The sequence below is a fragment of the Acidovorax delafieldii 2AN genome (genome assembly GCF_000175235.1).
Classification (GTDB): domain Bacteria; phylum Pseudomonadota; class Gammaproteobacteria; order Burkholderiales; family Burkholderiaceae_C; genus Acidovorax; species Acidovorax delafieldii_B.
The window spans coordinates 1-21563 of the sequence record NZ_ACQT01000024.1; the positions used below are offsets into that span (position 1 = coordinate 1).

Annotated in this window: 18 protein-coding genes; 14 read left to right on the forward strand and 4 right to left on the reverse strand. The window is 64.5% G+C overall.

Annotated features, from left to right (window positions below; genetic code table 11):
* Positions 1-89: 89 nt before the first annotated feature.
* Together ACDELDRAFT_RS05995 and ilvA are read right to left on the reverse strand one after the other, a co-directional pair.
* Positions 90-896, reverse strand: a complete 807-nt coding sequence (locus ACDELDRAFT_RS05995) for an adenosylcobinamide-GDP ribazoletransferase (RefSeq protein ID WP_005794523.1) — start codon at positions 894-896, stop codon at positions 90-92.
* A gap of 78 nt (positions 897-974) precedes the next feature.
* A complete protein-coding gene (gene ilvA, locus ACDELDRAFT_RS06000; RefSeq protein WP_005794526.1) occupies positions 975-2534 on the reverse strand; it encodes a threonine ammonia-lyase, biosynthetic in 1560 nt (519 codons plus the stop codon).
* A 356-nt stretch (positions 2535-2890) separates the two neighbouring features.
* Between ilvA and ACDELDRAFT_RS06005 the strand changes: the two genes are divergently transcribed.
* Complete coding sequence (locus tag ACDELDRAFT_RS06005) at positions 2891-3340, forward strand: OsmC family protein (RefSeq protein ID WP_005794529.1); 450 nt, start codon at positions 2891-2893, stop codon at positions 3338-3340.
* 254 nt (positions 3341-3594) lie between these two features.
* Here the strand turns inward: ACDELDRAFT_RS06005 and coq7 are convergent, their stop codons facing one another.
* On the reverse strand, positions 3595-4212 hold the full coding sequence (coq7, locus tag ACDELDRAFT_RS06010) for a 2-polyprenyl-3-methyl-6-methoxy-1,4-benzoquinone monooxygenase (protein ID WP_005794531.1): 618 nt from the start codon (positions 4210-4212) through the stop codon (positions 3595-3597).
* A gap of 4 nt (positions 4213-4216) precedes the next feature.
* On the opposite strand from coq7, the gene ACDELDRAFT_RS24965 reads away from it, so the two are divergent.
* The 10 genes from ACDELDRAFT_RS24965 to ACDELDRAFT_RS06055 all read left to right on the forward strand — a co-directional run bounded on the left by ACDELDRAFT_RS24965 (position 4217) and on the right by ACDELDRAFT_RS06055 (position 15746).
* Positions 4217-4360 (forward strand): hypothetical protein, encoded by a 144-nt coding sequence (locus tag ACDELDRAFT_RS24965; RefSeq protein ID WP_005794532.1) that lies wholly within the window; start codon positions 4217-4219, stop codon positions 4358-4360.
* Between the two features lie 342 nt (positions 4361-4702).
* The gene (locus ACDELDRAFT_RS06015) at positions 4703-5746 is read left to right on the forward strand and encodes a porin (protein ID WP_005794534.1); all 1044 of its coding nucleotides are present in this window, start codon (positions 4703-4705) and stop codon (positions 5744-5746) included.
* Positions 5747-6061: 315 nt separating this feature from the next.
* Complete coding sequence (locus tag ACDELDRAFT_RS06020) at positions 6062-7177, forward strand: porin (protein ID WP_005794536.1); 1116 nt, start codon at positions 6062-6064, stop codon at positions 7175-7177.
* Positions 7178-8144: 967 nt separating this feature from the next.
* Complete coding sequence (locus ACDELDRAFT_RS06025) at positions 8145-9125, forward strand: ABC transporter permease (RefSeq protein ID WP_005794541.1); 981 nt, start codon at positions 8145-8147, stop codon at positions 9123-9125.
* Complete coding sequence (locus ACDELDRAFT_RS06030) at positions 9125-10342, forward strand: M20 aminoacylase family protein (RefSeq protein WP_005794542.1); 1218 nt, start codon at positions 9125-9127, stop codon at positions 10340-10342. Before ACDELDRAFT_RS06025 ends, ACDELDRAFT_RS06030 begins: the two co-directional genes overlap by 1 nt.
* A 68-nt stretch (positions 10343-10410) precedes the next feature.
* A complete protein-coding gene (locus ACDELDRAFT_RS06035) occupies positions 10411-11988 on the forward strand; it encodes an ABC transporter substrate-binding protein (protein WP_005794544.1) in 1578 nt (525 codons plus the stop codon).
* An 85-nt stretch (positions 11989-12073) separates the two neighbouring features.
* Positions 12074-12985, forward strand: coding sequence for an ABC transporter permease (locus ACDELDRAFT_RS06040; protein ID WP_005794545.1), 912 nt, complete (start codon positions 12074-12076; stop codon positions 12983-12985).
* A 189-nt stretch (positions 12986-13174) separates the two neighbouring features.
* On the forward strand, positions 13175-14146 hold the full coding sequence (locus tag ACDELDRAFT_RS06045; RefSeq protein ID WP_005794547.1) for an ABC transporter ATP-binding protein: 972 nt from the start codon (positions 13175-13177) through the stop codon (positions 14144-14146).
* Entirely contained in the window at positions 14143-15156 is a 1014-nt protein-coding gene (locus ACDELDRAFT_RS06050) for an ABC transporter ATP-binding protein (protein WP_005794548.1), read from the forward strand. The genes ACDELDRAFT_RS06045 and ACDELDRAFT_RS06050 overlap by 4 nt, the downstream gene beginning before the upstream one ends.
* 92 nt (positions 15157-15248) lie before the next feature.
* Positions 15249-15746: a YbhB/YbcL family Raf kinase inhibitor-like protein gene (locus ACDELDRAFT_RS06055; protein ID WP_005794549.1), complete on the forward strand. Its 498-nt coding sequence runs from the start codon at positions 15249-15251 to the stop codon at positions 15744-15746.
* A gap of 6 nt (positions 15747-15752) precedes the next feature.
* On the opposite strand, the gene ACDELDRAFT_RS06060 is transcribed toward ACDELDRAFT_RS06055, so the two are convergent.
* Positions 15753-16676, reverse strand: coding sequence for a LysR family transcriptional regulator (locus ACDELDRAFT_RS06060; RefSeq protein WP_005794551.1), 924 nt, complete (start codon positions 16674-16676; stop codon positions 15753-15755).
* A gap of 149 nt (positions 16677-16825) precedes the next feature.
* On the opposite strand from ACDELDRAFT_RS06060, the gene ACDELDRAFT_RS06065 reads away from it, so the two are divergent.
* The 3 genes from ACDELDRAFT_RS06065 to ACDELDRAFT_RS06075 all read left to right on the forward strand — a co-directional run bounded on the left by ACDELDRAFT_RS06065 (position 16826) and on the right by ACDELDRAFT_RS06075 (position 21469).
* Complete coding sequence (locus tag ACDELDRAFT_RS06065; RefSeq protein WP_005794552.1) at positions 16826-18943, forward strand: 3-hydroxyacyl-CoA dehydrogenase NAD-binding domain-containing protein; 2118 nt, start codon at positions 16826-16828, stop codon at positions 18941-18943.
* Between the two features lie 138 nt (positions 18944-19081).
* Positions 19082-20263 (forward strand): acetyl-CoA C-acyltransferase, encoded by a 1182-nt coding sequence (locus ACDELDRAFT_RS06070; protein WP_005794554.1) that lies wholly within the window; start codon positions 19082-19084, stop codon positions 20261-20263.
* A 9-nt stretch (positions 20264-20272) separates the two neighbouring features.
* Positions 20273-21469 (forward strand): acyl-CoA dehydrogenase family protein, encoded by a 1197-nt coding sequence (locus tag ACDELDRAFT_RS06075; RefSeq protein ID WP_005794555.1) that lies wholly within the window; start codon positions 20273-20275, stop codon positions 21467-21469.
* Positions 21470-21563 lie beyond the last annotated feature (94 nt).

A 21563-nucleotide genomic window follows, 5' to 3' on the forward strand; every position in this document is an offset into this window, starting at 1 on the left:
GTCGAGCGCGCCGTAGCAGGTGCCGGCCTTGACCACCGGCTGGGCGTGCCGCACCAGCCACAGCCGGGCGGGGGTGGGCACCGGGGCGCTCATGCCCACCGCAAGGCCAGCGCCGCGCCCAGGTAGAAGCCGATCTCGCTGACCTGCTGCGTGGCGCCCAGGCAGTCGCCGGTGAAGCCCTGCAGGCGCCGCGCGAACCAGCGGCCCATCCAGGCGGCGGCGAGACCGCTGAAGCCCGCGGCTGCTACCAAAAAGAGAGCTGACTGTGTTTGCCAGACAAGCGCAACAGGCACAAAACACCACAAAACTGCCGCTGCCAGCGCGCCGCTGGTGATCTGGTCGGCCAGCGGCTTGCTTTTGGACCGCGCCGTGTCGCCCACGTGGGGCAGGCTGCGCACGATGAACAGCGGCCACAGGCGCGACAGCACATGGCCGCCTGCGAGCGCCGCCAGGGCCACCGCCAGGCTGTGCGCGCCCAGCAGGGCCAGCAGGCTGAGCTTGGCCAGCAAGGCCAGCACCAGGGCCATCGCCCCGAAGGCGCCGATGCATGAGTCTTTCATGATGTCCAGCGCCCGCTCACGGTCGGCGCTGCCACCCAGGCCATCGGCCACGTCGGCCAGTCCGTCTTCATGGAAGCCGCCGGTCATCAGCACCGTGGCGATGGTGCAGAACACCGCCGCCACTGTCGGGGCCAGCGGATTGGGGGCCAGGGCCCAGTACAGCGCGGCATACACACCCGTGGCCAGAACCGCCGCCAGCCAGCCAATGCCCGGGAAATGCGCGGCACTGGCGCGCAGCATGGCCGGGCTGTAGCCCACCCAGCGGGCCAGCCGCCCGGTGACGGGGATGCGGGTGAAAAACTGCACGGCCAGCAGGTAGTGGCGCAGGGCTTGCATGGGGACAGCGTCGATAGAACTATCAAAATTGATAGCTCGCAGCGCTTGCCAATCAAGCGCTACAAGCCATTTTGGCCCTCATTTGGAGCGCAGAAACAGCCGGTAGGCCGGGTTCTGTGTCTCTTCCACGTAGGGGTAGCCCAGCGTGGCCAGGAAGGCATCGAAGGCCGCGGCGTCTTCGGGGGGCACCTGCAGGCCCACGAGGATGCGCCCATAGTCGGCGCCCTGGTTGCGGTAGTGGAACAGGCTGATGTTCCAGGTGGGCTGCATCAGGCTCAGGAACTTGAGCAGCGCGCCCGGCCGCTCGGGAAACACGAAGCGCAGCAGGCGTTCGTCCTGTGCCAGCGCCGAGTGCCCGCCCACGAGGTGGCGCAGGTGCTCCTTGGCCAGCTCGTCGTACGTCAGGTTGAGTGCCTCGAAGCCGTGGCGCTCGAAGTTTTTGGTAATCTTTTCCGACTCGCCCTTGCCCTGCGTGGCCAATCCCACGAACACGTGGGCGCGCGTGGCGTCGCTGATGCGGTAGTTGAATTCGGTCACATTGCGCGGGCCGCCGGGCAGGCCGCCCACCACTTCGCAAAAGCGCCGGAAGCTGCCGCGCTCTTCGGGGATGGTGACGGCCAGCAGCGCTTCGCGCTCTTCACCCACCTCGGCGCGTTCGGCCACGAAGCGCAGGCGGTCGAAGTTCATGTTGGCGCCGCACAGGATGGCGGCGTAGGTCTCGCCCTTGGTCTTGTGCGTGGCCACGTACTGCTTGATGGCGGCCACGGCCATGGCGCCGGCGGGCTCGACGATGCTGCGCGTGTCCACGAACACGTCCTTGATGGCGGCGCAGACGGCGTCGGTATCGACGGTGATGTAGTCATCGACCAGCCCCTGGGCGATGCGGAAGGTTTCCTCGCCCACCAGCTTGACGGCGGTGCCGTCGGAAAACAGGCCCACGTCGGGCAGCGTGACGCGTTCGTGCGCGGCGACCGACTGGGCCATTGCGTCCGAGTCGTTCATCTGCACGCCGATCACCTTGATCTCGGGCCGCACGGCCTTGATGTAGTTGGCCACGCCGCTCACCAGCCCGCCGCCGCCGATGGCCACGAACACGGCGTCCAGCTGGTTGCTGCCCAGGCTTTGCAGCTGGCGCAGGATCTCCATCGCGATGGTGCCCTGGCCGGCGATCACGTCCGGGTCGTCAAAGGGGTGCACGAAGGTCAGGCCCTGCTCTTTCTCAAGCTTCACCGAGTGGCCATAGGCATCGGAGTAGCTGTCGCCAAACAGCACAACCTCACCGCCAAGCGTCTTCACGGCGTCGATCTTGAGTTGCGGCGTGGTGGTGGGCATCACGATAACGGCGCGGGAGCCCAGCTTGTGGGCGCTCATGGCCACGCCTTGGGCGTGGTTGCCGGCCGAAGCGCATATCACGCCGCGCTGGAGCTGCTCGGGCGTGAGGTGGGCCATCTTGTTGTAGGCGCCGCGCAGCTTGAAGCTGAACACCGGCTGCTGGTCTTCCCGCTTGAGCAGCACCTTGTTGTGCAGGCGGCGGCTGAGATTCTTGGCGGGCTCGAGGGCCGACTCGACGGCCACGTCGTAGACGCGGGCGGTGAGGATCTTTTTCAGGTAGTCGAAGGGGGTGAGGTGCTGAGTCATGTGAGGCGGGGTATGCGCCGCCGCGGCAAGGCGGGCGGGGCCACCATCATAGGCGCGTCACCTGACGGCACGCAGACGGGCGGTGGGCTCGGGGCCAGGAGGGTGCGTGCGGGCAAAAAAAAGCCCCAGGCGGTAAAGCCCAGGGCTGAATCCATCCTTTGAGGAGATGGAGGAGACAATCGGTGCATTGCCGCAGGGCACGGTTCCTTGGAACTGCTTCCCTTCTCAGTAAAAAGGGCAACGCATGGCGCTAGTGTAGCGCGGAGCTTGCTGCGATGCAGCAAAATCCACGTCGATTTCTCGAAATAGCCCATCCAATTCGTGAAAAAAACCACGCATCAACAGGAGAGACAGTTATGGAATGCACAGTCAGCTGGACCGGAAGCGCCGGCACCCGTTCAGGAATGGGATTTGTGGCGGAAACGGGCAGTGGCCATGTCCTGTCCATGGACGGCGCACCGGATGCGGCCAACCCTGCCAACGGCGGACTGAACCTGGCACCCCGGCCCATGGAGACCGTGCTGGCCGGCACGGGTGGATGCACCGCCTATGACGTGGTGTTGATCCTCAAGCGCGGGCGCCACGATGTCCGGGGCTGCAGCGTCAAGCTCACCTCCGAGCGCGCCGAGGTGGACCCCAAGGTCTTCACGGCGATCCACATGCAGTTCACGGTGACGGGCAAGGGCATTCCCGCCGCAGCGGTCGAGCGCGCCATTGCCATGAGCCACGAAAAATACTGCTCGGCCAGCATCATGCTGGGCAAGACAGCCCGCATCACCACCGGTTTCGAGATCGTCGAGGCCTGAAGCCGCCGCTTGGGGCTGGTGCCGGGTGGCGGTGACAGTTGAGACGGGAGTAGTGGAGTCTGTTCCGGCCCAGCAGGTCCGGTCGAGACGAGCGCGGCCCGGTCAGGAGACTGCAAGTCGGCGCGGCGAGTGTGTGCCACACAGGCGGGCGCGGCTTCCCCACATTGGTGCGCGGACAATTCGGCCCATCGGGCAAGCGCCAAGCCTGCGCCGCGAATTTGCTGGTCCCGAAAAGACCGCGTGCGTGGCAGGGCTCAGACGTAGTGCGCCGTGGTGGTCATCACCTTGGCTGCCATCTTCATCATCGCGCGGGCGGGCGAGGGCAGGGCGAGCCCACCCGCGGTGCGCGCATTGGCGGCATGCCTTTCCTCATCATCCTTCATGCGGCGGACCACTGCCCGCGAGGCCAGGTCGTCCTCGGGCAGCCTTTCCAGATGGCTTTGCAGGTGTGCGGCCACCTGGTTTTCCGTCTCCACCACGAAACCCAGGCTCACGCGGTCGCTGACCTTGGCGGCCGCCAGTCCCAGGGCGAATGCCCCCGCGAACCACAGGGGGTTCAGCAGGCTGGGCCGCGTGCCCAGGGCGTCCAGCCGTTGCTGCGTCCACGCCAGGTGATCGGTTTCTTCGCGTGCGGCCTCCAACAAGTGGCTGCGCAGCTGCGGGTCGCGGGTGACAGCCGCCTGCGCGGTGTACAGGGCCTGAGCACACACTTCTCCCACATGATTGACGCGCATCAGGGCGCCAGCCAGGCGTTTTTGTTCCGGATTCAGCGGTGCCTCGGCAAAGGCCTCGGCCGGCGACGCCTCCACGGCATGCGGTTTTGCGAACAGGGTGCGCAATGCGGTGTCTGCGGCGCAAAGGAAGGAGTCCATAAGAATGCCGGGTAGTGAATTGAAAAGTGCCCTGATTTGGGCACGGATCGTGCTTTTACAAGGCAGCGAGATGGCAGTTTACGAGGTCAAACGTGACCGCATGTTGCTCTGCCTGAGTGCCATTGTGCGCATTGTTAAATTAAAGTGACAGTTGTTACAGACAGGGAGATGGGTTTCAAGGTAATTTGATCGTATTGTTTTCAGCACGTGTGTCAGTGGTTGTATCTGCAGAGGCTGTTTTTGCGGGCGTTTTGGCGTTTGCGCGCCTCGGCTGCAAAAGGCGGGGTCGGGAGTTATCGTCCTGAATGTTGCAATGCCGCAACGGATTTGACCTTGCGCGCTGATTTCCTTTGCGCAACCGCGCCTCGTCTGGTGCAATAACCGTAACTTCCCCACCAGGAGGTTGGCCCGGGGAACCGGTGGGACTGCGCTGGCGCTGTGCCCAAGACCTCCGAACCGGTGCCCATGTTTAACCTTGGAGTAACTCGCAATGAAAAAATCCCTGATTGCCCTGGCTGTGCTGGCTGCTTCCGGCGCTGCAATGGCTCAGTCTTCCGTGACCATGTTCGGTATCGTTGACGTTGGCGTGGGCCACGTGTCCGCTACCAACTCCGTGAGCGGCGTGACGCAAAGCGGCAATTCCTCCAGCCGTCTGGGCTTCCGCGGCGTGGAAGACCTCGGCGGTGGTCTGAAGGCTGGCTTCTGGCTGGAAGGCGCTATCTCTCCTGACACCGGCACCGGTGCGGGCGCCAACAACGCTGGTCCTGGCTTCGCTTTCTCGCGTCGTTCGACCGTGAGCCTGGCTGGCAACTTCGGTGAAGTGCGCCTGGGCCGCGAACTGGCTGCTGGCTACGACAAGCCCGCTATTTCCTATGATCCGTTCGGTCAGGTCGGCCTGGCTGCCCTGCAAGGCTGGACCACGGTCCGCGTGAGCAACGGCGTGAGCTACCGCACCCCCGCCAACCTGGGTGGTTTCTTCGCTACGGCTCACTACGGCTTCGGCGAACAAGCTGGCAACAACACCGCTGGCCGTTACTTCGGTCTGGCTGGTGGCTACGAGAACGGCCCTCTGAGCGTGACCCTGGCTGCTGACCAAGTCAAGGCTGGCGTCGTGAACAACGGCTACAGCAGCGTGACCCTCGCCAACGACCTGAAGACCTGGAGCCTGGGTGCTTCGTACGATCTGGGCGTTGTGAAGCCAGCTTTCGTGTACCACAGCGAAAAGACCGGCAGCGTGAAGAACAACATCTACATGCTGGCTCTGACGGCTCCCGTGGGCCCCGGCAACCTGATCGGTTCGTACGCTCGTTACGACCTGAAGGATAGCAACAACGATTCCAACGCCCTGGCAATCGGCTATGTGTACAACCTGTCCAAGCGCACCGCTGTGTACGGCACGTACGCTCACATGAACAACAAGAACGCCGCTGCTCGTAACCTGAACGGCGTGTCTGGCAGCTTCAACAGCAACGTGACCGTCGGCGCCGGCGAGAACGTTGATGGCTACCAAGTCGGTATCCGTCACGCATTCTGATGACATGCTGGCCTTGGGCCAGCATTCACGGACGTGATCAAGGCCACCCGTCGCGAGACGGGTGGCCTTTTTACATGGGCCTTTTGGAGTTTTTGCGAAGCCTTGTCTTGCTCTGCCTCAGTTACTGTGTATTGCGGCTTGGGTGCTCTCGGATTGCTCGCTCAGCTGACCCGCAGTTGGGTGAGGATTTAATAAGTGAACGGTCGTTCTATTAGGGAAAGCCTGTGTAAGCAATACGCAACAAGCGCTTCCGCATGACCGTGCGTTTACTACACTGGATCGGTGCCAAATCAACCATAGAAAGAGACCCGATCCATGAAAAAAGCTGTTTTTAAGAAACTTTTCGCTATCGGAGCCGTTGCTCTCGCCTCTGGGGCTGCGTGCGCGCAGGCCAGCAGCGTGCAGTTGTATGGCATCGTGGACGTTGCCTACCGCCATACCAACAATGAGGGGCCTGCCACGGACAAGGGTCAGTCGCTGAACCAGATGATCGGTGGCGGCATGTCGCAAAGCCGCTGGGGCATCAACGTCAACGAAGACCTCGGCGGTGGCCTGAAGGCGCTGGTGAATCTTGAAAACCGTTTCACTGCAGACAACGGTGCCACGGCGGGTGGCTATCCCAATGGTTCTTATTTTCAGCAGTCGTGGGTGGGCCTGCAGGGTGGCTTTGGCCGCGTGACCGTGGGCCGCCAATACAACATTCTGTTCGACTTGGTGACTTCCACCTATGCGTCGTACCCCTACTCGCCTTACATGGAGGTGTACAAGCCTGAAATCGGCTTTGCCCTGCTGGCGCGTGCTGACAACATGATCAAGTACACGGCCGAAGTGGGCTCCATCCGTGGTGCCCTGCAGTACTCGTTCGACGAGAAAGCCGCCACCGGTGGCAAGACCATGGGCGGCTACCTGCGCTATGCCGCTGACGGTCTGGCCGCTGGCGTTGGCTACCAGGACTATGAATTCGCTTCGGGCAAGAAGATCAAGGCTTGGACGCTGGGTGGCTCGTATCGTACCGGCCCCTGGTACTTCAACCTGGGCTATGGCGAAAACAAGGTGGACAAGAACCTGCCAGCCTCTGATGCACCCGTGCTGGGCGCAATGTGGGGCTCTGCCGCCAACGGTGGTTTCGGCGGGGGTGCTGTGTTCCTGAATGCCAACAAGCGCTCCATCTACAAGATTGGCGCTGGCTACCAGCTCACGCCTCAATTGAACCTGGGTGCGCATTACTTCCATACCAAGCAGTCGGGTGCTACGGCCGCTGCCGACGCCACCGCCAACTTCCTGACGCTGGCTGCCGACTATGCGTTCTCTAAGCGCACCGATGCTTATTTCGAAGTGGACAACACCAAGCTCAAGGGCGGCAACATTGCGTTCCCTAATGGTGCAACGTCTCGCACGGGCTTCACGGTTGGCTTGCGCCATCGTTTCTAAAAAGATTGGTGGGGAGAAGAGTGCTGCACCGGGAGCGGGGCGGCACTGGTTTCCAAAGGGAAAGCCGGGTTGCTAGCGATAGCGGCCCGGCTTTTTTCTTGAGTGTGTGCGCAACCGCAGTCGCCAGGGCTTTGTTCGCGGGCCCAGTTGGTGGGCGGTTGCAGCAGCCCGGACGCAGTGGCACGCGTTATGCGTAGTGCTCTCGGTGCCTGGCGGCGTGCTCTGTAGCAGTGTCGAACCAGTTCTCGGGGTGGTCCCGAGGGAAAGACCATCTGGTGGTTTCGGGAGGCGTGTGTTGTGGACCTTGTGGGGCGGAATCGACAGGATTCGGAGTATGCCCCTCAGTTGGGATACGCCTCTCACGGGGAGCATAGTGTGTTCTTCTGTGTCTGTTGGGGCGCAATCGCCAGCAGGCGCGGAGGGTGTGGTGCGACAAGTGTGGAGGGCGTCCCCAGGGGGCAGAACGCCTTTTGGGATTTGTGGCGCTGCCCTAAGTCGCCGGGATGCCTTTCGTTGGTGCGGCACTTTCCCCGTGCTTGTGCAGGTTCGGGCAGTGAGTGCAGTAAGAAAAACATGGGAGCCCACGGATGAGGAGGTGGCGCATGGCTGCCTCTCGCCACTTTGTTGCTGCGCCGAAGATTGCATCGGGCACCGCGAACAGCTGGGTGGTGCGGCGCACAACTTCTTCAAGGCCCAGCTACGACGGAGTCTTGGGTTTCCATACCGCCGCCGTCACCGTGCACCAGCTTTTTTGTACAGGCATGCCCGTGAATGGGGCAGCGTTGATAGCGTTGAAAACCACGCTGTTTGCCACCAGCGGAGGCCGGTGCCGGGACCCCGAGCGCAACCTCTTCATCATGCCAGGCCAACGCAAGCAAGTGCATTTTCTATGGCGCTAGTCTCGTTAACCTTCTGTGTGCATTTGCACCTTCCCTGTTAGCATGACCCTTCAATTTTTGCTTTACCGATGCTAGCTTTTATCTTGCGCCGTCTGGTTCAGGCGGTGGTGGTCATGGTCACGGTGGCATTCATCGCCTTCATGCTGTTCCAGTTCGTCGGTGACCCCGTGGTCTTTCTGCTGGGCCAGGATGCGACCCCCGATCAGATCCGCAGCCTCAGAGCCGACCTGGGCCTCGATAAGCCCTTCTTTGTGCAGTTCTGGCACTTTCTGATCAATGCGGCGCAGGGTGAGTTCGGCCTGAGTCTGCGGCAGGGTGCCAAGGTCTCCCGCCTCATGGCAGAGCGGTTTCCCGCAACTCTGGAGCTGGCCGTGGTGGCGGCTGCGCTTGCACTGCTGGTGGGCATTCCCATGGGGGTGTACGCAGCGCTCAAGCGCGGCACCTTCATCAGCCAGCTTTTCATGACGCTTTCACTGCTGGGTGTGTCGCTGCCCACTTTCCTGATCGGTATCCTGCTGATCCTGGTGTTTGCCGTTGTCCTGGGCTGGTTTCCCAGCTTCGGGCGGGGCGAGGTGGTGCAGCTGGGCTGGTGGTCTTCGGGTCTGCTGACCGCCAAGGGCTGGCACCACATCACCCTGCCGGCCATCACGCTGGCCATCTTCCAGCTCACCCTCATCATGCGGCTGGTGCGCGCGGAGATGCTGGAGGTGCTGCGCACCGACTACATCAAGTTCGCGCGGGCGAGAGGGCTGTCCGACAGGGCCATCTATTTCGGCCACGCACTCAAGAACACGCTCGTGCCGGTGATGACGATCACGGGCCTGCAGTTGGGGGGGCTCATTGCCTTTGCCATCATTACCGAGACGGTCTTTCAGTGGCCGGGCATGGGGCTGCTTTTCATCCAGGCCGTGACGTTCGCGGACATTCCGGTCATGGCGGCCTATCTGTGCCTGATCGCGTTGATCTTCGTGGTGATCAATCTCGTGGTCGACTTGCTGTATTTTGCGGTGGATCCACGCCTGCGCGTGGGCAACGCAGGAGGACACTGATGCAGAATCCCCGATGGAAGGTGGGAGGCAGAGCATTCGCCCAGATCGCGCAATACCATCCCGAGCTCACGGCCCTGCGACGTGACCTGCACGCGCACCCCGAGCTCGGTTTTGAAGAGGTTTACACGGGTCGACGCGTGAAGGAAGCACTGCAAGTGTGCGGCGTGGATGAGATCCACGAAGGCATCGGGCGCACAGGCCTCGTCGCCGTGGTGCGGGGGCGAAGCCAGTCCAGTGGCAGCATGGTGGGCCTGCGTGCGGACATGGATGCCCTTCCTATCACCGAACACAACGATTTTTCCTGGAAGTCGTGCAAGCAGGGGCTCATGCATGGCTGCGGCCATGACGGCCACACAGCCATGCTGGTGGGTGCTGCGCGCTACCTGGCCGAAACCCGCAACTTCGACGGCACCGCAGTGCTGATCTTCCAGCCGGGCGAAGAGGGGTTTGCGGGGGCCCGGGTGATGATGGAAGACGGTCTGTTCGACCGCTTTCCGGTGCAGTCGATCTTTGCGATGCACAACTGGCCGGCGCTGAAGCCGGGCACGGTGGGTATCAACACGGGGCCGATGATGGCGGCGGCCGACCGCATCACCATCGAGATCACCGGCCGCGGAGGCCACGGTGCGCACGCCTACCAGACGGTGGACGTGGTGCTGGTGGCCGCGCACATCATCACCGCGGCGCAGAGCATCGTGTCGCGCAACGTCCGGCCCATCGAAAGTGCCGTGGTCAGCCTGTGCGCCATCCACGCGGGCGACCTGGGCGCCTTCAGCGTGCTGCCGGGCAGCGCCACGCTCGTGGGAACGGTGCGCACCTTCAATCCGGTCGTGCAGGAACTGGTGGAACAGCGCCTCAAGGACCTTTGCAGTGCCATTGCCCTGGGGTTCGGCGCTACGGCCACGCTGCATTACGAGCGCATGTACCCCGCCACGATCAACACCGAAAGCGAGGCGGTGTTCGCCGCCGACGTGGCCGAGTCGCTGGTGGGGGCCGACCACGTGGTGCGAGATCTGGAACCCAGCATGGGCGCTGAAGATTTCTCGTTCATGTTGCAGAACAAGCCCGGGGCCTACCTGCGGCTGGGGCAGGGCACTGGCGCCAGCGGCAGCGCCCTGCACAACAGCCGCTATGACTTCAATGACGACGTTCTGCCGCTGGGCTCCGCACTGCATGCCAGTCTGATCGAGCAGGCGATGCCCCTGCCTGCGGCCTGACGCTTGCTTGCCCGCTGGTTGAAAGACTGCCCCCCCCCCGTTTCCCCGTCCACCCTCAGGAGATTTGCATGAAATTCCAGAAGAAAATGGTCTCTTCTCTCGTGTTTTCGGCGCTGGCTGCTACTGCGTTGATAGCAAATGCCCAGACGATCCGTATCGCCAACCAGGGTGACGCGCTTTCCATGGACCCGCACTCGCTCAATGAGTCGCTGCAGTTGAGCACCACGGGCAATATCTACGAGCCCCTGGTGGGCCGCAACAAGGACCTGAGCCTCGCCCCTGCGCTGGCCACGGCCTGGAAGCAGACTTCTCCCACCGTGTGGCAGTTCGAGTTGCGCAAGGGCGTGCAATTCCATGATGGAACCCCGTTCACCGCCGACGATGTGCTGTTCAGCTTTGCACGCACCCAGGTCGAGGGCTCCGACATGAAGAGCTATACCAACGACTTCAAGGAAGTGCGCAAGATCAACGACCACCTCATCGAGATCGAAACCAAGACACCGTTCCCCATTCTTCCGGACGTGATCTCGCAAGTGGCCATCATGAGCAAGAAGTGGTGCGAGGCCAACCAGGCCGTGGCACCCGTGGACCGCCGCAAGGGCATTGAAAACGCCGCCTCATTCCGGGCCAACGGCACCGGGCCGTTCCGGCTGCGGGAGCGCCAACCCAACGTGCGCACGGTGTTCACCCGCAACGGTACCTACTGGGGCAAGATCGAGGGCAACGTGTCCGAGGTCATCTTCACGCCCATCGGCAACGACGCGACCCGCGTGGCGGCCCTGTTGTCGGGCGAGGTGGACGTCATGGAGCCGGTGCCGGTGCAGGACATCGAGCGCGTGAACAGCGGCGCCAACACCCGCGCTATCACCGGCCCCGAATTGCGCACCATCTTCCTGGGCATGGACCAGAAGCGCGATGAGTTGCTGTACTCGAGCGTGAAGGGCAAGAACCCGTTCAAGGACAAGCGCGTGCGCCAGGCCTTCTACCAGGCCATCGACATCGAGGGCATCAAGAAGACCGTCATGCGGGGCGCCTCCAACCCCTCTGCGTTGATGGTGGGGCCGGGCATCAATGGCTTCCAGCCCGACGCCAAACGCCTGCCGTACGACGTGGAAGCGGCCAAGAAGCTCATGGCCGAAGCCGGCTATGCCAATGGCTTCGAGGTGTCCATGAACTGCCCGAACGACCGTTACGTGAACGATGGCCGCATTTGCCAGGCGGTGGCGGCCAATCTGGCCCGCATCAACGTCAAGATCAATCTGCAGGCCGAAACCAAGGGCACTTATTTCCCCAAGGTGCTGCGCCGCGATACCAGCTTCTACATGCTGGGCTGGACGCCCTCCACCTACGATGCGCACAACGCCCTCAATGCCCTCATGGCCTGCGTGGACGACAAGGGCGCGGGCCAGTTCAACCTGGGCGCCTATTGCAACCCCAAGGTGGACGAGCTGATCAAGAAGATCCAGTCCGAAACCGACAAGACCAAGCGCAACGCCATGATCAAGGAAGCGTTTGACCTGCACTCGGCAGATGTGGGCCACCTGCCGCTGCACCAGCAGTCCCTCGCCTGGGGGGTGAGCAAGAAGGTCAAGCTCGTGCAGCTGGCGGACAACTACATGCCCTTCAAGTGGATGAGCAAGAACTGACCCTCCGCCCTCGGCCCCTCCCAGGGCAGCAAGGCGTGGCAGCACGGCATGCCGCGTCTTGCTGCGCGTTTTCTGGTTTCCTCCGATGAAAAAAACCCTTGCACGCTGGCTTGACAGCGATGTTGGCTACAGCTTTCGCACATCGCCCATGGCCATGCTGGCGGCCGTGATTGCCGTGGTGTGCGTGTTCTGTTCACTGTTTGCCGGGTGGGTGGCGCCCCACAATCCATTCGATCTGTCCTCGCTGGAGCTGGGCGATGCGCGCCTGCCGCCGGCCTGGAGCGCCGAGGGTTCCAGCAAATACTTGCTGGGCACCGACGACCAGGGGCGTGACATTCTTTCGGCCCTGATCTATGGGGCGCGCATCTCCCTCGTGGTGGGGCTGGCTTCGGTCGTGTTGTCTGTGGTCGTGGGGGTGGCGCTGGGCCTGCTGGCAGGTTTCCGGGGGGGGTGGATCGATGGCGCGCTGATGCGTCTGTGCGATGTGATGCTGTCGTTTCCCGCCATCCTGGTGGCGCTGCTGATCGCAGGGGTGGGACGGGCCCTCTTCCCCAACGCGCACGAATCGCTGGCCTTCGGCGTGCTGATTTTCTCGATCTCGCTGACGGGCTGGGTGCAGTACGCGCGCACGGTGCGTGGCTCCACGCTGGTGGAGCGCAACAAGGAATACGTCCAGGCAGCGCGCGTCACGGGCGTGGCGCCGATGCGCATCATGCGCAAGCACGTGCTGCCCAATGTGATGGGCCCGGTCATGGTGCTGGCCACCATCCAGGTGGCAACGGCCATCATCACCGAGGCCACCCTGTCGTTCCTGGGCGTGGGGGCGCCGCCCACGTCGCCCTCGCTGGGGACGCTGATCCGTGTCGGCAACGATTACCTGTTTTCGGGCGAGTGGTGGATCACGGTCTTTCCGGGGCTCATGCTGGTGCTGATTGCGCTGTCGGTGAACCTGTTGGGCGACTGGCTGCGCGATGCCCTCAACCCGCGCTTGCGCTAGCGCCATGGCTTGTCTGCGCATTCTGTCCCGCCGCCCCGGCCGGCACGCGGGTCGCGATGGCGATGCCTTGGCCTGCGTCCATCGGTCCAGCGGCCTCTGGGCCGCCGCCACCCTCCGCCCTGGGTTCCTGCATGCCGGGTTGCGGCAGCCCGGCGGTGAATCTCTTGCTTTCTGAGCCCTGGTATTGCGATGAGCCTTTTAGAAGTCAAAAACCTTGTGGTGGAATTTCCGGGCCGGCGCGGCACGCTGCGCGCGCTCGACGATATTTCGTTTTCCATCGCCCCGGGTGAGATCCTGGGCGTGGTGGGGGAGTCGGGGGCCGGCAAGTCGCTCACGGGCGCCGCCATCATCGGCCTGCTTGAATCGCCGGGGCGGGTGGCTGCGGGCCAGATCCTGCTGGAGGGCCAGCGCATCGACAACCTGGGCAACGAACAGATGCGCCACATCCGCGGGCGGCGCATCGGCGCGATTTTCCAGGACCCGCTGACCTCGCTCAACCCGCTGTACACCGTGGGCCAGCAGCTCATTGAAACCATCCAGGCGCACCTGCCGGTGAACGCTGCGGAAGCCCGGCGGCGCGCCATTGCGCTGCTGCAGGACACGGGCATTCCGGCGGCCGAGCAGCGTATCGACCACTACCCGCACCAGTTCTCGGGCGGCATGCGCCAGCGCGTGGTGATTGCGTTGGCCCTGGCCGCTGAGCCTCAGCTCATCGTGGCCGACGAGCCCACTACCGCGCTCGATGTGTCGATCCAGGCGCAGATCATCACGCTGCTGAAAAACATCTGCAAGTCACGTGGTGCCGCCGTGATGCTCATCACCCACGACATGGGCGTGATCGCCGAAACCTGCGACCGGGTGGCGGTGCTCTATGCGGGGCGCGTGGTGGAAATCGGCCCGGTGCACGAAGTCATCAACCACCCCGCCCACCCCTACACCGCGGGGCTCATGGCCTCCATTCCCGACATGACGCAGGACCGCGAGCGCCTGAACCAGATTGACGGCGCCATGCCCCGCCTGAACGCCATTCCCCCCGGCTGCGCCTTCAACCCGCGCTGCCCGCGCCGCTTTGACCGCTGCACTGCCGAGCGGCCCGACTTGCTGCCCGCAGGTGCCACCCGCGCGGCCTGCTGGCTGCACGCTGCGGAGGTGGCGGCATGATCGCAACGACATCTACCAGCGTGCCCCTGGTGCAGGCGCACGACCTCGCCAAGACCTTTGATGTCTCGGCCCCCTGGCTCAACCGCGTACTCGAAGGCAAGCCGCGCACGCTGCTGCACGCCGTGGATGGCGTGAGTTTCGAAATCGAAAAAGGCAAGACGCTGGCCCTGGTGGGCGAATCCGGCTGCGGCAAAAGCACCGTGGCACGTCTGCTGGTGGGGCTGTACGAGCCCACGCGCGGCGGCCTGAACTTTGACGGACAGGACGCGCACGCGGCCTTCAAGGGCAGTAATTCCAAGGCCATGCGCCGCCGCATCCAGATGATCTTCCAGGACCCCTACGCCAGCCTGAACCCGCGCTGGCTGGTGGAAGACATCGTCGGCGAGCCGCTGCGCGAGCATGGCCTTATCACCGACAAGGCCCAGCTGAAAGCACGCGTGGGCGAGCTGCTCCAGTCCGTGGGCCTGTCGCCGCTCGACATGGCCAAGTACCCGCACCAGTTCTCGGGCGGGCAGCGCCAGCGCATCTCCATCGCCCGCGCCCTGGCCACCGAGCCCGAGTTTCTGGTGTGCGATGAGCCCACCAGCGCGCTCGATGTATCGGTGCAGGCGCAGGTGCTCAACATCATGAAGGACCTGCAGCGCCAGCGGCAGCTCACCTACCTGTTCATCAGCCACAACCTGGCCGTAGTGCGCCACGTGAGCGACCAGGTGGGCGTGATGTACCTGGGCCGCCTGGTGGAGCTGGCCGACAAGCACACGCTGTTCGATACCCCTCGCCATCCCTACACGCGCATGCTGCTCGATGCCATCCCCAAGATGCACGATACCGGCAAGGCGCGCACGCCCGTGCAGGGCGAAGTGCCCAACCCGCTGAGCCCGCCGCCGGGCTGCGCGTTCAACCCCCGCTGCCCGCATGCGAACGAGCGGTGCCGGGCCGAGCGGCCGCAGCTGCTGAGCCTGGGCGGCATCCGCATCGCCTGCCACGCGGTGGAGGAGGGGCGGATCTGAAGCGTGGCGATGCTCCTGAAAAAGGAGCTATTGGCGCTTGTGCAACAAGCGCTACAAGCTGATTTGACGCAATTTTTGTCCAGGAGACCCGCATGACTGACTTCACCCTCGTGAGCCCCGACATCCCCAGCGGCGGCACCGTGCCGGCGCATTTCGAGTTCGATGGCTTCGGCTGTTCAGGCCAGAACCGCTCGCCCGCGTTGCAGTGGAGCGGTGCGCCCGCAGGCACGCAGAGCTTTGCCGTCACCGTGTACGACCCCGATGCGCCCACCGGTTCGGGCTGGTGGCACTGGTTCGTGGTGGACCTGCCGGCCGGCACCACGCAACTGGCGCCCCATGCGGGTGCGCAGGGCAGTGCGGGCCTGCCCGCGCCGGCACGCCAGATCCGCAACGACTACGGCGCGCTGGCCTGGGGCGGTGTGTGCCCGCCGCCCGGCGACAAGCCGCACCGCTACGTCTTTACCGTGCATGCGCTCAGCGTGCCCCGGCTGGACATTCCCGACGATGCCACGGCAGCACTGGCGGGCTTCATGGTCAACGCCCACACGCTGGGCAAGGCCAGCTTCACGGCCACCTACGGTCGGCCCTGAACGTTTTCAGGGCGCCGGCTGATCCGGCACGGGCGCGTCCGACGAGGGCAGGGCGCGGCCCAGCAGGTATTCGATGCAGGTGCGCACGGCCCGTGTCTGGTGCCGGTCGGGCATGTAGAGCATGAACATCTGCGTGCCGAAGATGCTCAACCGCCACTCGTCCAGTGTGGTCAGCACGTCGCCGCTGGCCACGGCGTCCTGTACCACGTAGTCAGGCACCAGCCCCACGCCCAGTCCGGCCAGGATGCCCTGGCGCAGGAATGGAAAGTGCTCGGAAATGAGCGTGGGCTCCAGCATCACTTCCTGGCGTTCGTCCCCGCGGTAGCCGCGCAGGCGCAGCTGTTTGCCCACCACGCCCGAGGTGATGAGCGGTGCGGTGCGCAGCGCGTCCAGCGTGGGCGGCAGGCCGTGCGCCTGGGCATAGCTGCGCGAGGCGCAGGCAATGTAGCGCACGCGCCCCAGGTCGCGCGCCACCAGCGTGGGCGGGGGCTCGGGCATCACGCGGATGGCGATGTCCACCTCGTCGCGGATCAGGTCGTCCACCCGGTTCTCGAATCGCACGTCGAGCACGATGCCGGGGTACAGGCGCTTGAAGTCGATCAGCCAGTCGGACATCACCATCTGCCCGTAGCCGCTGGGCACGCTTAGGCCCACGCGGCCTTGCAGGCCCTGGCCCAGCGTGGCAATGGTTTCGCGCGCGGCCAGCATTTCGTTCTGGATGGCGCGACCGTGCGCATACAGGCGCAGCCCCACTTCGGTGGGTTCGACGCGCCGTGTGGTGCGGCGCACCAGCTGCACCCCGACCGATTTCTCCAGCTGGTGCAGGTGGTAGCTCACGTTGGCCCGCGTCATCTTGAGATTGCGCGCCGCCTGGCTCAGGTTGCCGGCGTCCAGGATGTCCACAAGCACGGTCAGAGAGGTGAGTTCCATGGAGGGGTGGGGTGAAGTGGGCAGCTCGGAGGAACGGCTTGATCGTCAAAATGTATTTGACAGTCTGTCAATCGTTAATGTAATTGTCAAGATTGTTTGCTAAACCAACAATCGGAAGCTGTTCCCCCAACCATTCCGGAGACCCCCGCATGGGCGCAGCTACCCCCGCCACCGTTGTCACCACCGCCCGTGAAGGCGCCATCCTGGTCGTGACCGTCGATAACCCGCCGGTCAACGCCCTCGGCGTGGCCGTGCGCCAGGGGCTGGCGGCCGCCATGGCCGCCGCGCAGGCCGACGACGGCATCGCCGGCGTGCTGCTGGTGGGGGCTGGCAAGGCCTTCATCGCAGGCGCGGATATCCGCGAGTTCGGCAAGCCCGCCATGTCTCCGTCGCTGCCCGAGGTGTGCCGCAGCATCGAAGATTGCACCAAGCCCGTGATTGCCGTGCTGCACGGCGCCGCGCTGGGCGGTGGGCTGGAGGTGGCGATGTCGGCCCACTACCGCCTGGCGCTGCCCGCAGCCAGCCTGGGCCTGCCCGAGGTGAACCTGGGCCTGCTGCCGGGTTCGGGCGGCACGCAGCGCGCCCCGCGCCTGATGGGCGTGAAGGCGGCCACCGAATTGATGCTCAGCGGCAAGCACCTGGGCGCCAAGGCGGCGCTGCAGGCCGGCCTGGTGGACCGCCTGGTGGAATCGGGCACCCCCGTGGCGGCCGGCCTGGCGTACGCCAACGAGCTGCTGGCGCAGAAGGCGCCCGTGCGCCGCACGCGCGACATCGCGATTGCCAACCCTTCGGGAGCGCTGGCCGACCTGGAGGCCCTGCGGGCTGATACCGCCAAGAAAACCCGCGGCCTGTTCTCGCCACTGAAAATCATCGAATGTGTGCAGGCGGCCGTGCAGTTGACGTTTGACGAGGGCCTGGCCCGCGAGCGCGCCCTGTTCCTGGAGTGCCTGGACAGCCCGCAGCGTGCCGGCCTGATCCATGCCTTCTTTGCCGAGCGCGAAACCGCCAAGATTCCGGAAGCCCAGGCCGCCCAGCCCCGCGCGTTCAAGACCCTCGCCATCATCGGCGGCGGCACCATGGGCGCTGGCATCACCGTGTCGGCCCTCGACGCTGGCTTCACCGTGACCATGATCGAGCGCGATGCCGAATCCATCGCCCGCGGCCAGAAGAACGTGGAGAAGGTCTATGACGGCCTGATCGCCAAGGGCCGCATGACCGAAGAGGGCAAGGCCGCCACCATGGCGCGCTATACGCCCAGCACCTCGTACGACGAAATCGCCGATGTGGACCTGGTGATCGAGGCCGTGTTTGAAGACCTCGAGGTCAAGAAGGCCGTGTTCAAGGAACTCGACCGCGTGTGCAAGAAGGGCGCCGTGCTGGCCACCAACACCTCGTACCTGGACATCGACGCCATCGCTGCCGCCACCAGCCGCCCCCAGGATGTGATCGGCCTGCACTTCTTCAGCCCGGCCAACATCATGAAGCTGCTGGAGATCGTGGTGCCCGCCAAGGTGAGCGCCGACGTGGTGGCCACGGCCTTCGAGTTGGCCAAGAAGCTCAAGAAGGTGCCCGTGCGCGCCGGCGTGTGCGACGGCTTCATCGGCAACCGCATCCTCGCCGTGTACAAGCAGGCCGCCGACTACCTGATGGAAGACGGCGCCAGCCCCTATGAGATCGACGAGGCCGTGCGCGGCTTTGGCTTTGCCATGGGCCCTTTCCAGGTCACCGACCTGGCCGGCGGCGACATCGGCTGGGCCACGCGCAAGCGCCGCGCCGCCACGCGCGACCCCAAGGCGCGCTATGTGGAGGTGGCCGACCGCATCTGTGAGCGCGGCTGGTTCGGCCAGAAGACCGGCCGGGGCTTTTACCTGTACCCGCAAGGCGCGCGCGTGGGCCAGCCCGACCCCGAAGTGCTGGCCATCGTGGATGCCGAGCGCGCCAAGAAGGGCGTCACCCCGCGCCAGTTCACGCCCGAGGAAATCATGCGCCGCTACATGGCCGCCATGGTCAACGAAGGCGCCAAGGTGGTGGAAGAGGGCATTGCTCTGCGCCCGCTGGATGTGGACGTGACCTTCCTGTCCGGCTACGGCTTTCCGCGCTTTCGCGGCGGCCCGATGAAGTGGGCCGACATGCAGGGCCTGCCCCAGGTGCTGGCCGACATCCAGGCCTTCGAGAAGGAAGACCTGCTGTTCTGGAAGCCCGCGCCCCTGCTTGTGAAGCTGGTGGCCGAGGGCAAGAACTTCGACAGCCTGAACAAGGCGGCCTGACACGGCGCGGTTCCAACGCAGGGGCCGACCGCCCTTGCCGTTTACGCACTTTTCAGGCGATTTGTGCCTGAGGTGCGCGTGAATCAAGCGCCATCAGCTATCAAAAACAAAGCAATTCGAGCCAACCAGGAGCCCGCCATGCGCGAAGCCGTCATCGTTTCCACCGCCCGTACGCCGCTGGCCAAATCCCACCGCGGCGAGTTCAATGCCACGCCGGCCGCGCAGCTGGCGGCCTTTTCCGTCAAGGCCGCCGTCGAGCGCTCGGGGGTGGACCCGGCCCTGATCGAAGACCTGGTGCTTGGCTGCGGCAACCCCGACGGCTTCCAGGGCCGCAACCTGGGCCGCCAGACCGTGCTGCGCGCCGAGCTGCCACTGGCGATTGCGGGCACCACCATCACACGCTACTGCGCTTCGGGCCTGCAGGCCATCGCCGTGGCGGCGGGCCGCATCGTGGCGGAAGGGGTGGACGCCATGATTGCCGGCGGTGTGGAAACCATCTCGGGCCTGCGCCCGGGCAACAACCTGCCCACCGACATGGACCCCTGGCTGGTCGAGCACAAGCCCGAGCTGTTCATGGCCATGATCGACACGGCCGATGTGGTGGCCAAGCGCTACGGCATTTCGCGCGAAGACCAGGATGCGTTCTCGCTGCAAAGCCAGCAGCGCACCGCTGCCGCGCAGTCGGCCGATCGCTTCAAAGATGAAATCATCGCCTGCGCCACGCGCATGGCCGAGAAGAACAAGGAAACGGGCGAGGTCACCTACCGCGACGTGGTCGCCACCCGAGACAACTGCAACCGACCCTCCACCACGCTCGAAGGGCTGCTGCAGCTCGAGCCCGTCAAGGGCCCCGGGCAATTCGTCACGGCCGGCAATGCGTCGCAGCTCTCCGATGGTTCGTCGGCCTGCGTGCTGGTGGAAGCCCGGCAGGCCGAACGCCTGGGACTGCAACCGCTGGGGGCCCTGCGCGGCTTTGCCGTGGCCGGCTGCGAGCCCGACGAAATGGGCATCGGCCCGGTGTTTGCAGTGCCCAAGCTGCTCAAGCGCCACGGCCTCACCGTGGATGACATCGGCCTGTGGGAGCTGAACGAGGCCTTTGCCTCGCAGGCCCTGTATTGCCAGCGCCGGCTCGGCATCCCCAATGAGCGCCTGAACGTCAACGGCGGCGCCATCTCCATTGGCCATCCGTTTGGTATGACGGGCGCCCGCCTGGCGGGCCACATCTTGCTCGAAGGCCGTCGCCGCAAGGCCAAGTACGGCGTGGTGACCATGTGCATCGCGGGCGGTATGGGCGCAGCCGGGCTGTTTGAAATTTTCTGAAGGACATCCATGGATCTGCAATTCACCCCAGAAGAACAGGCATTTCGCGAGGAAGTGCGTGCGTTCTTGAAAGACAAGCTGCCTGCGCGCATCGCCAGCAAGGTCAAGGCAGGCCAGCGCCTGACCAAGGCCGATCAGGAGGAATGGCACGCCATCCTCAACGAACGTGGCTGGCTGGCCAACCACTGGCCCGAAGAGCACGGTGGCCCGGGCTGGAGCGCGGTGCAGAAGTTCATCTTCGACAACGAATGCGCCCTGGCCGGCGGCCCGCGCATCGTGCCCTTTGGCGTGAACATGCTGGGCCCGGTGCTGATCAAGTTCGGCAACGCTGCGCAAAAAAGCCACTGGCTGCCGCGCATCCTCAAGGGCGAGGACTGGTGGTGCCAGGGCTATTCCGAGCCCGGTGCGGGCTCGGACCTCGCTTCGGTCAAGACCACGGCCGTGCGCGACGGTGACCATTACATCGTCAACGGCCAGAAGACTTGGACCACCCAGGGCCAGCACGCCAACATGATTTTCTGCCTGGTGCGCACCAACCGCGAGGCCAAGGCACAGTCGGGCATCAGCTTCCTGCTGGTGGACATGAATACGCCTGGCGTGGAATTGCGCCCCATCCGCACGCTGGACGGTGACAAGGAAGTCAACGAGGTGTTCTTCACCGATGTGAAGGTGCCCGTGGAAAACCTGGTGGGCGAGGAGAACAAGGGCTGGACCTACGCCAAGTACCTGCTGACCTACGAGCGCACGGGCATCGCCGGCGTGGGCTTTTGCGTGTCGGCGCTGGCCAAGCTCAAGGTCATCGCCGCCAAGGTGCACAAGAACGGCAAGCCGCTGGACCAGGACCCGCTGTTCGCGGCGCGCATGGCGCGGGTCGAGATTGACCTGGAGAACATGAAGACCACCAACCTGCGCGTGATCGCCGCCGTGGCCGGTGGCGGTGTGCCGGGTGCGGAAAGCTCCATGCTCAAGATCCGTGGCACCGAGATCCGCCAGGAAATCCTGTCGCTGATCCGCCGTGCCATGGGGCCGTATGCAACGCCCTTCATCGAGGAAGCCCAGTACGAGGGCTACAGCGCCGCCCCGGTCGGCCCCGAGGAGGCCGCCACGGCCGCCGCGAACTATTTCAACTACCGCAAGCTGTCGATCTTCGGCGGCTCCAACGAGATCCAGAAAAACATCATCTCCAAGATGATCCTGGGGCTGTAAGTAATACCCCCTGAGTCGCTTCGCGCCTTCCCCCACGGGACGACACCCCCGCTGCGGGGCGGCCCTTGCTGGGGGGCCCTCGCGAAAGAGGCGA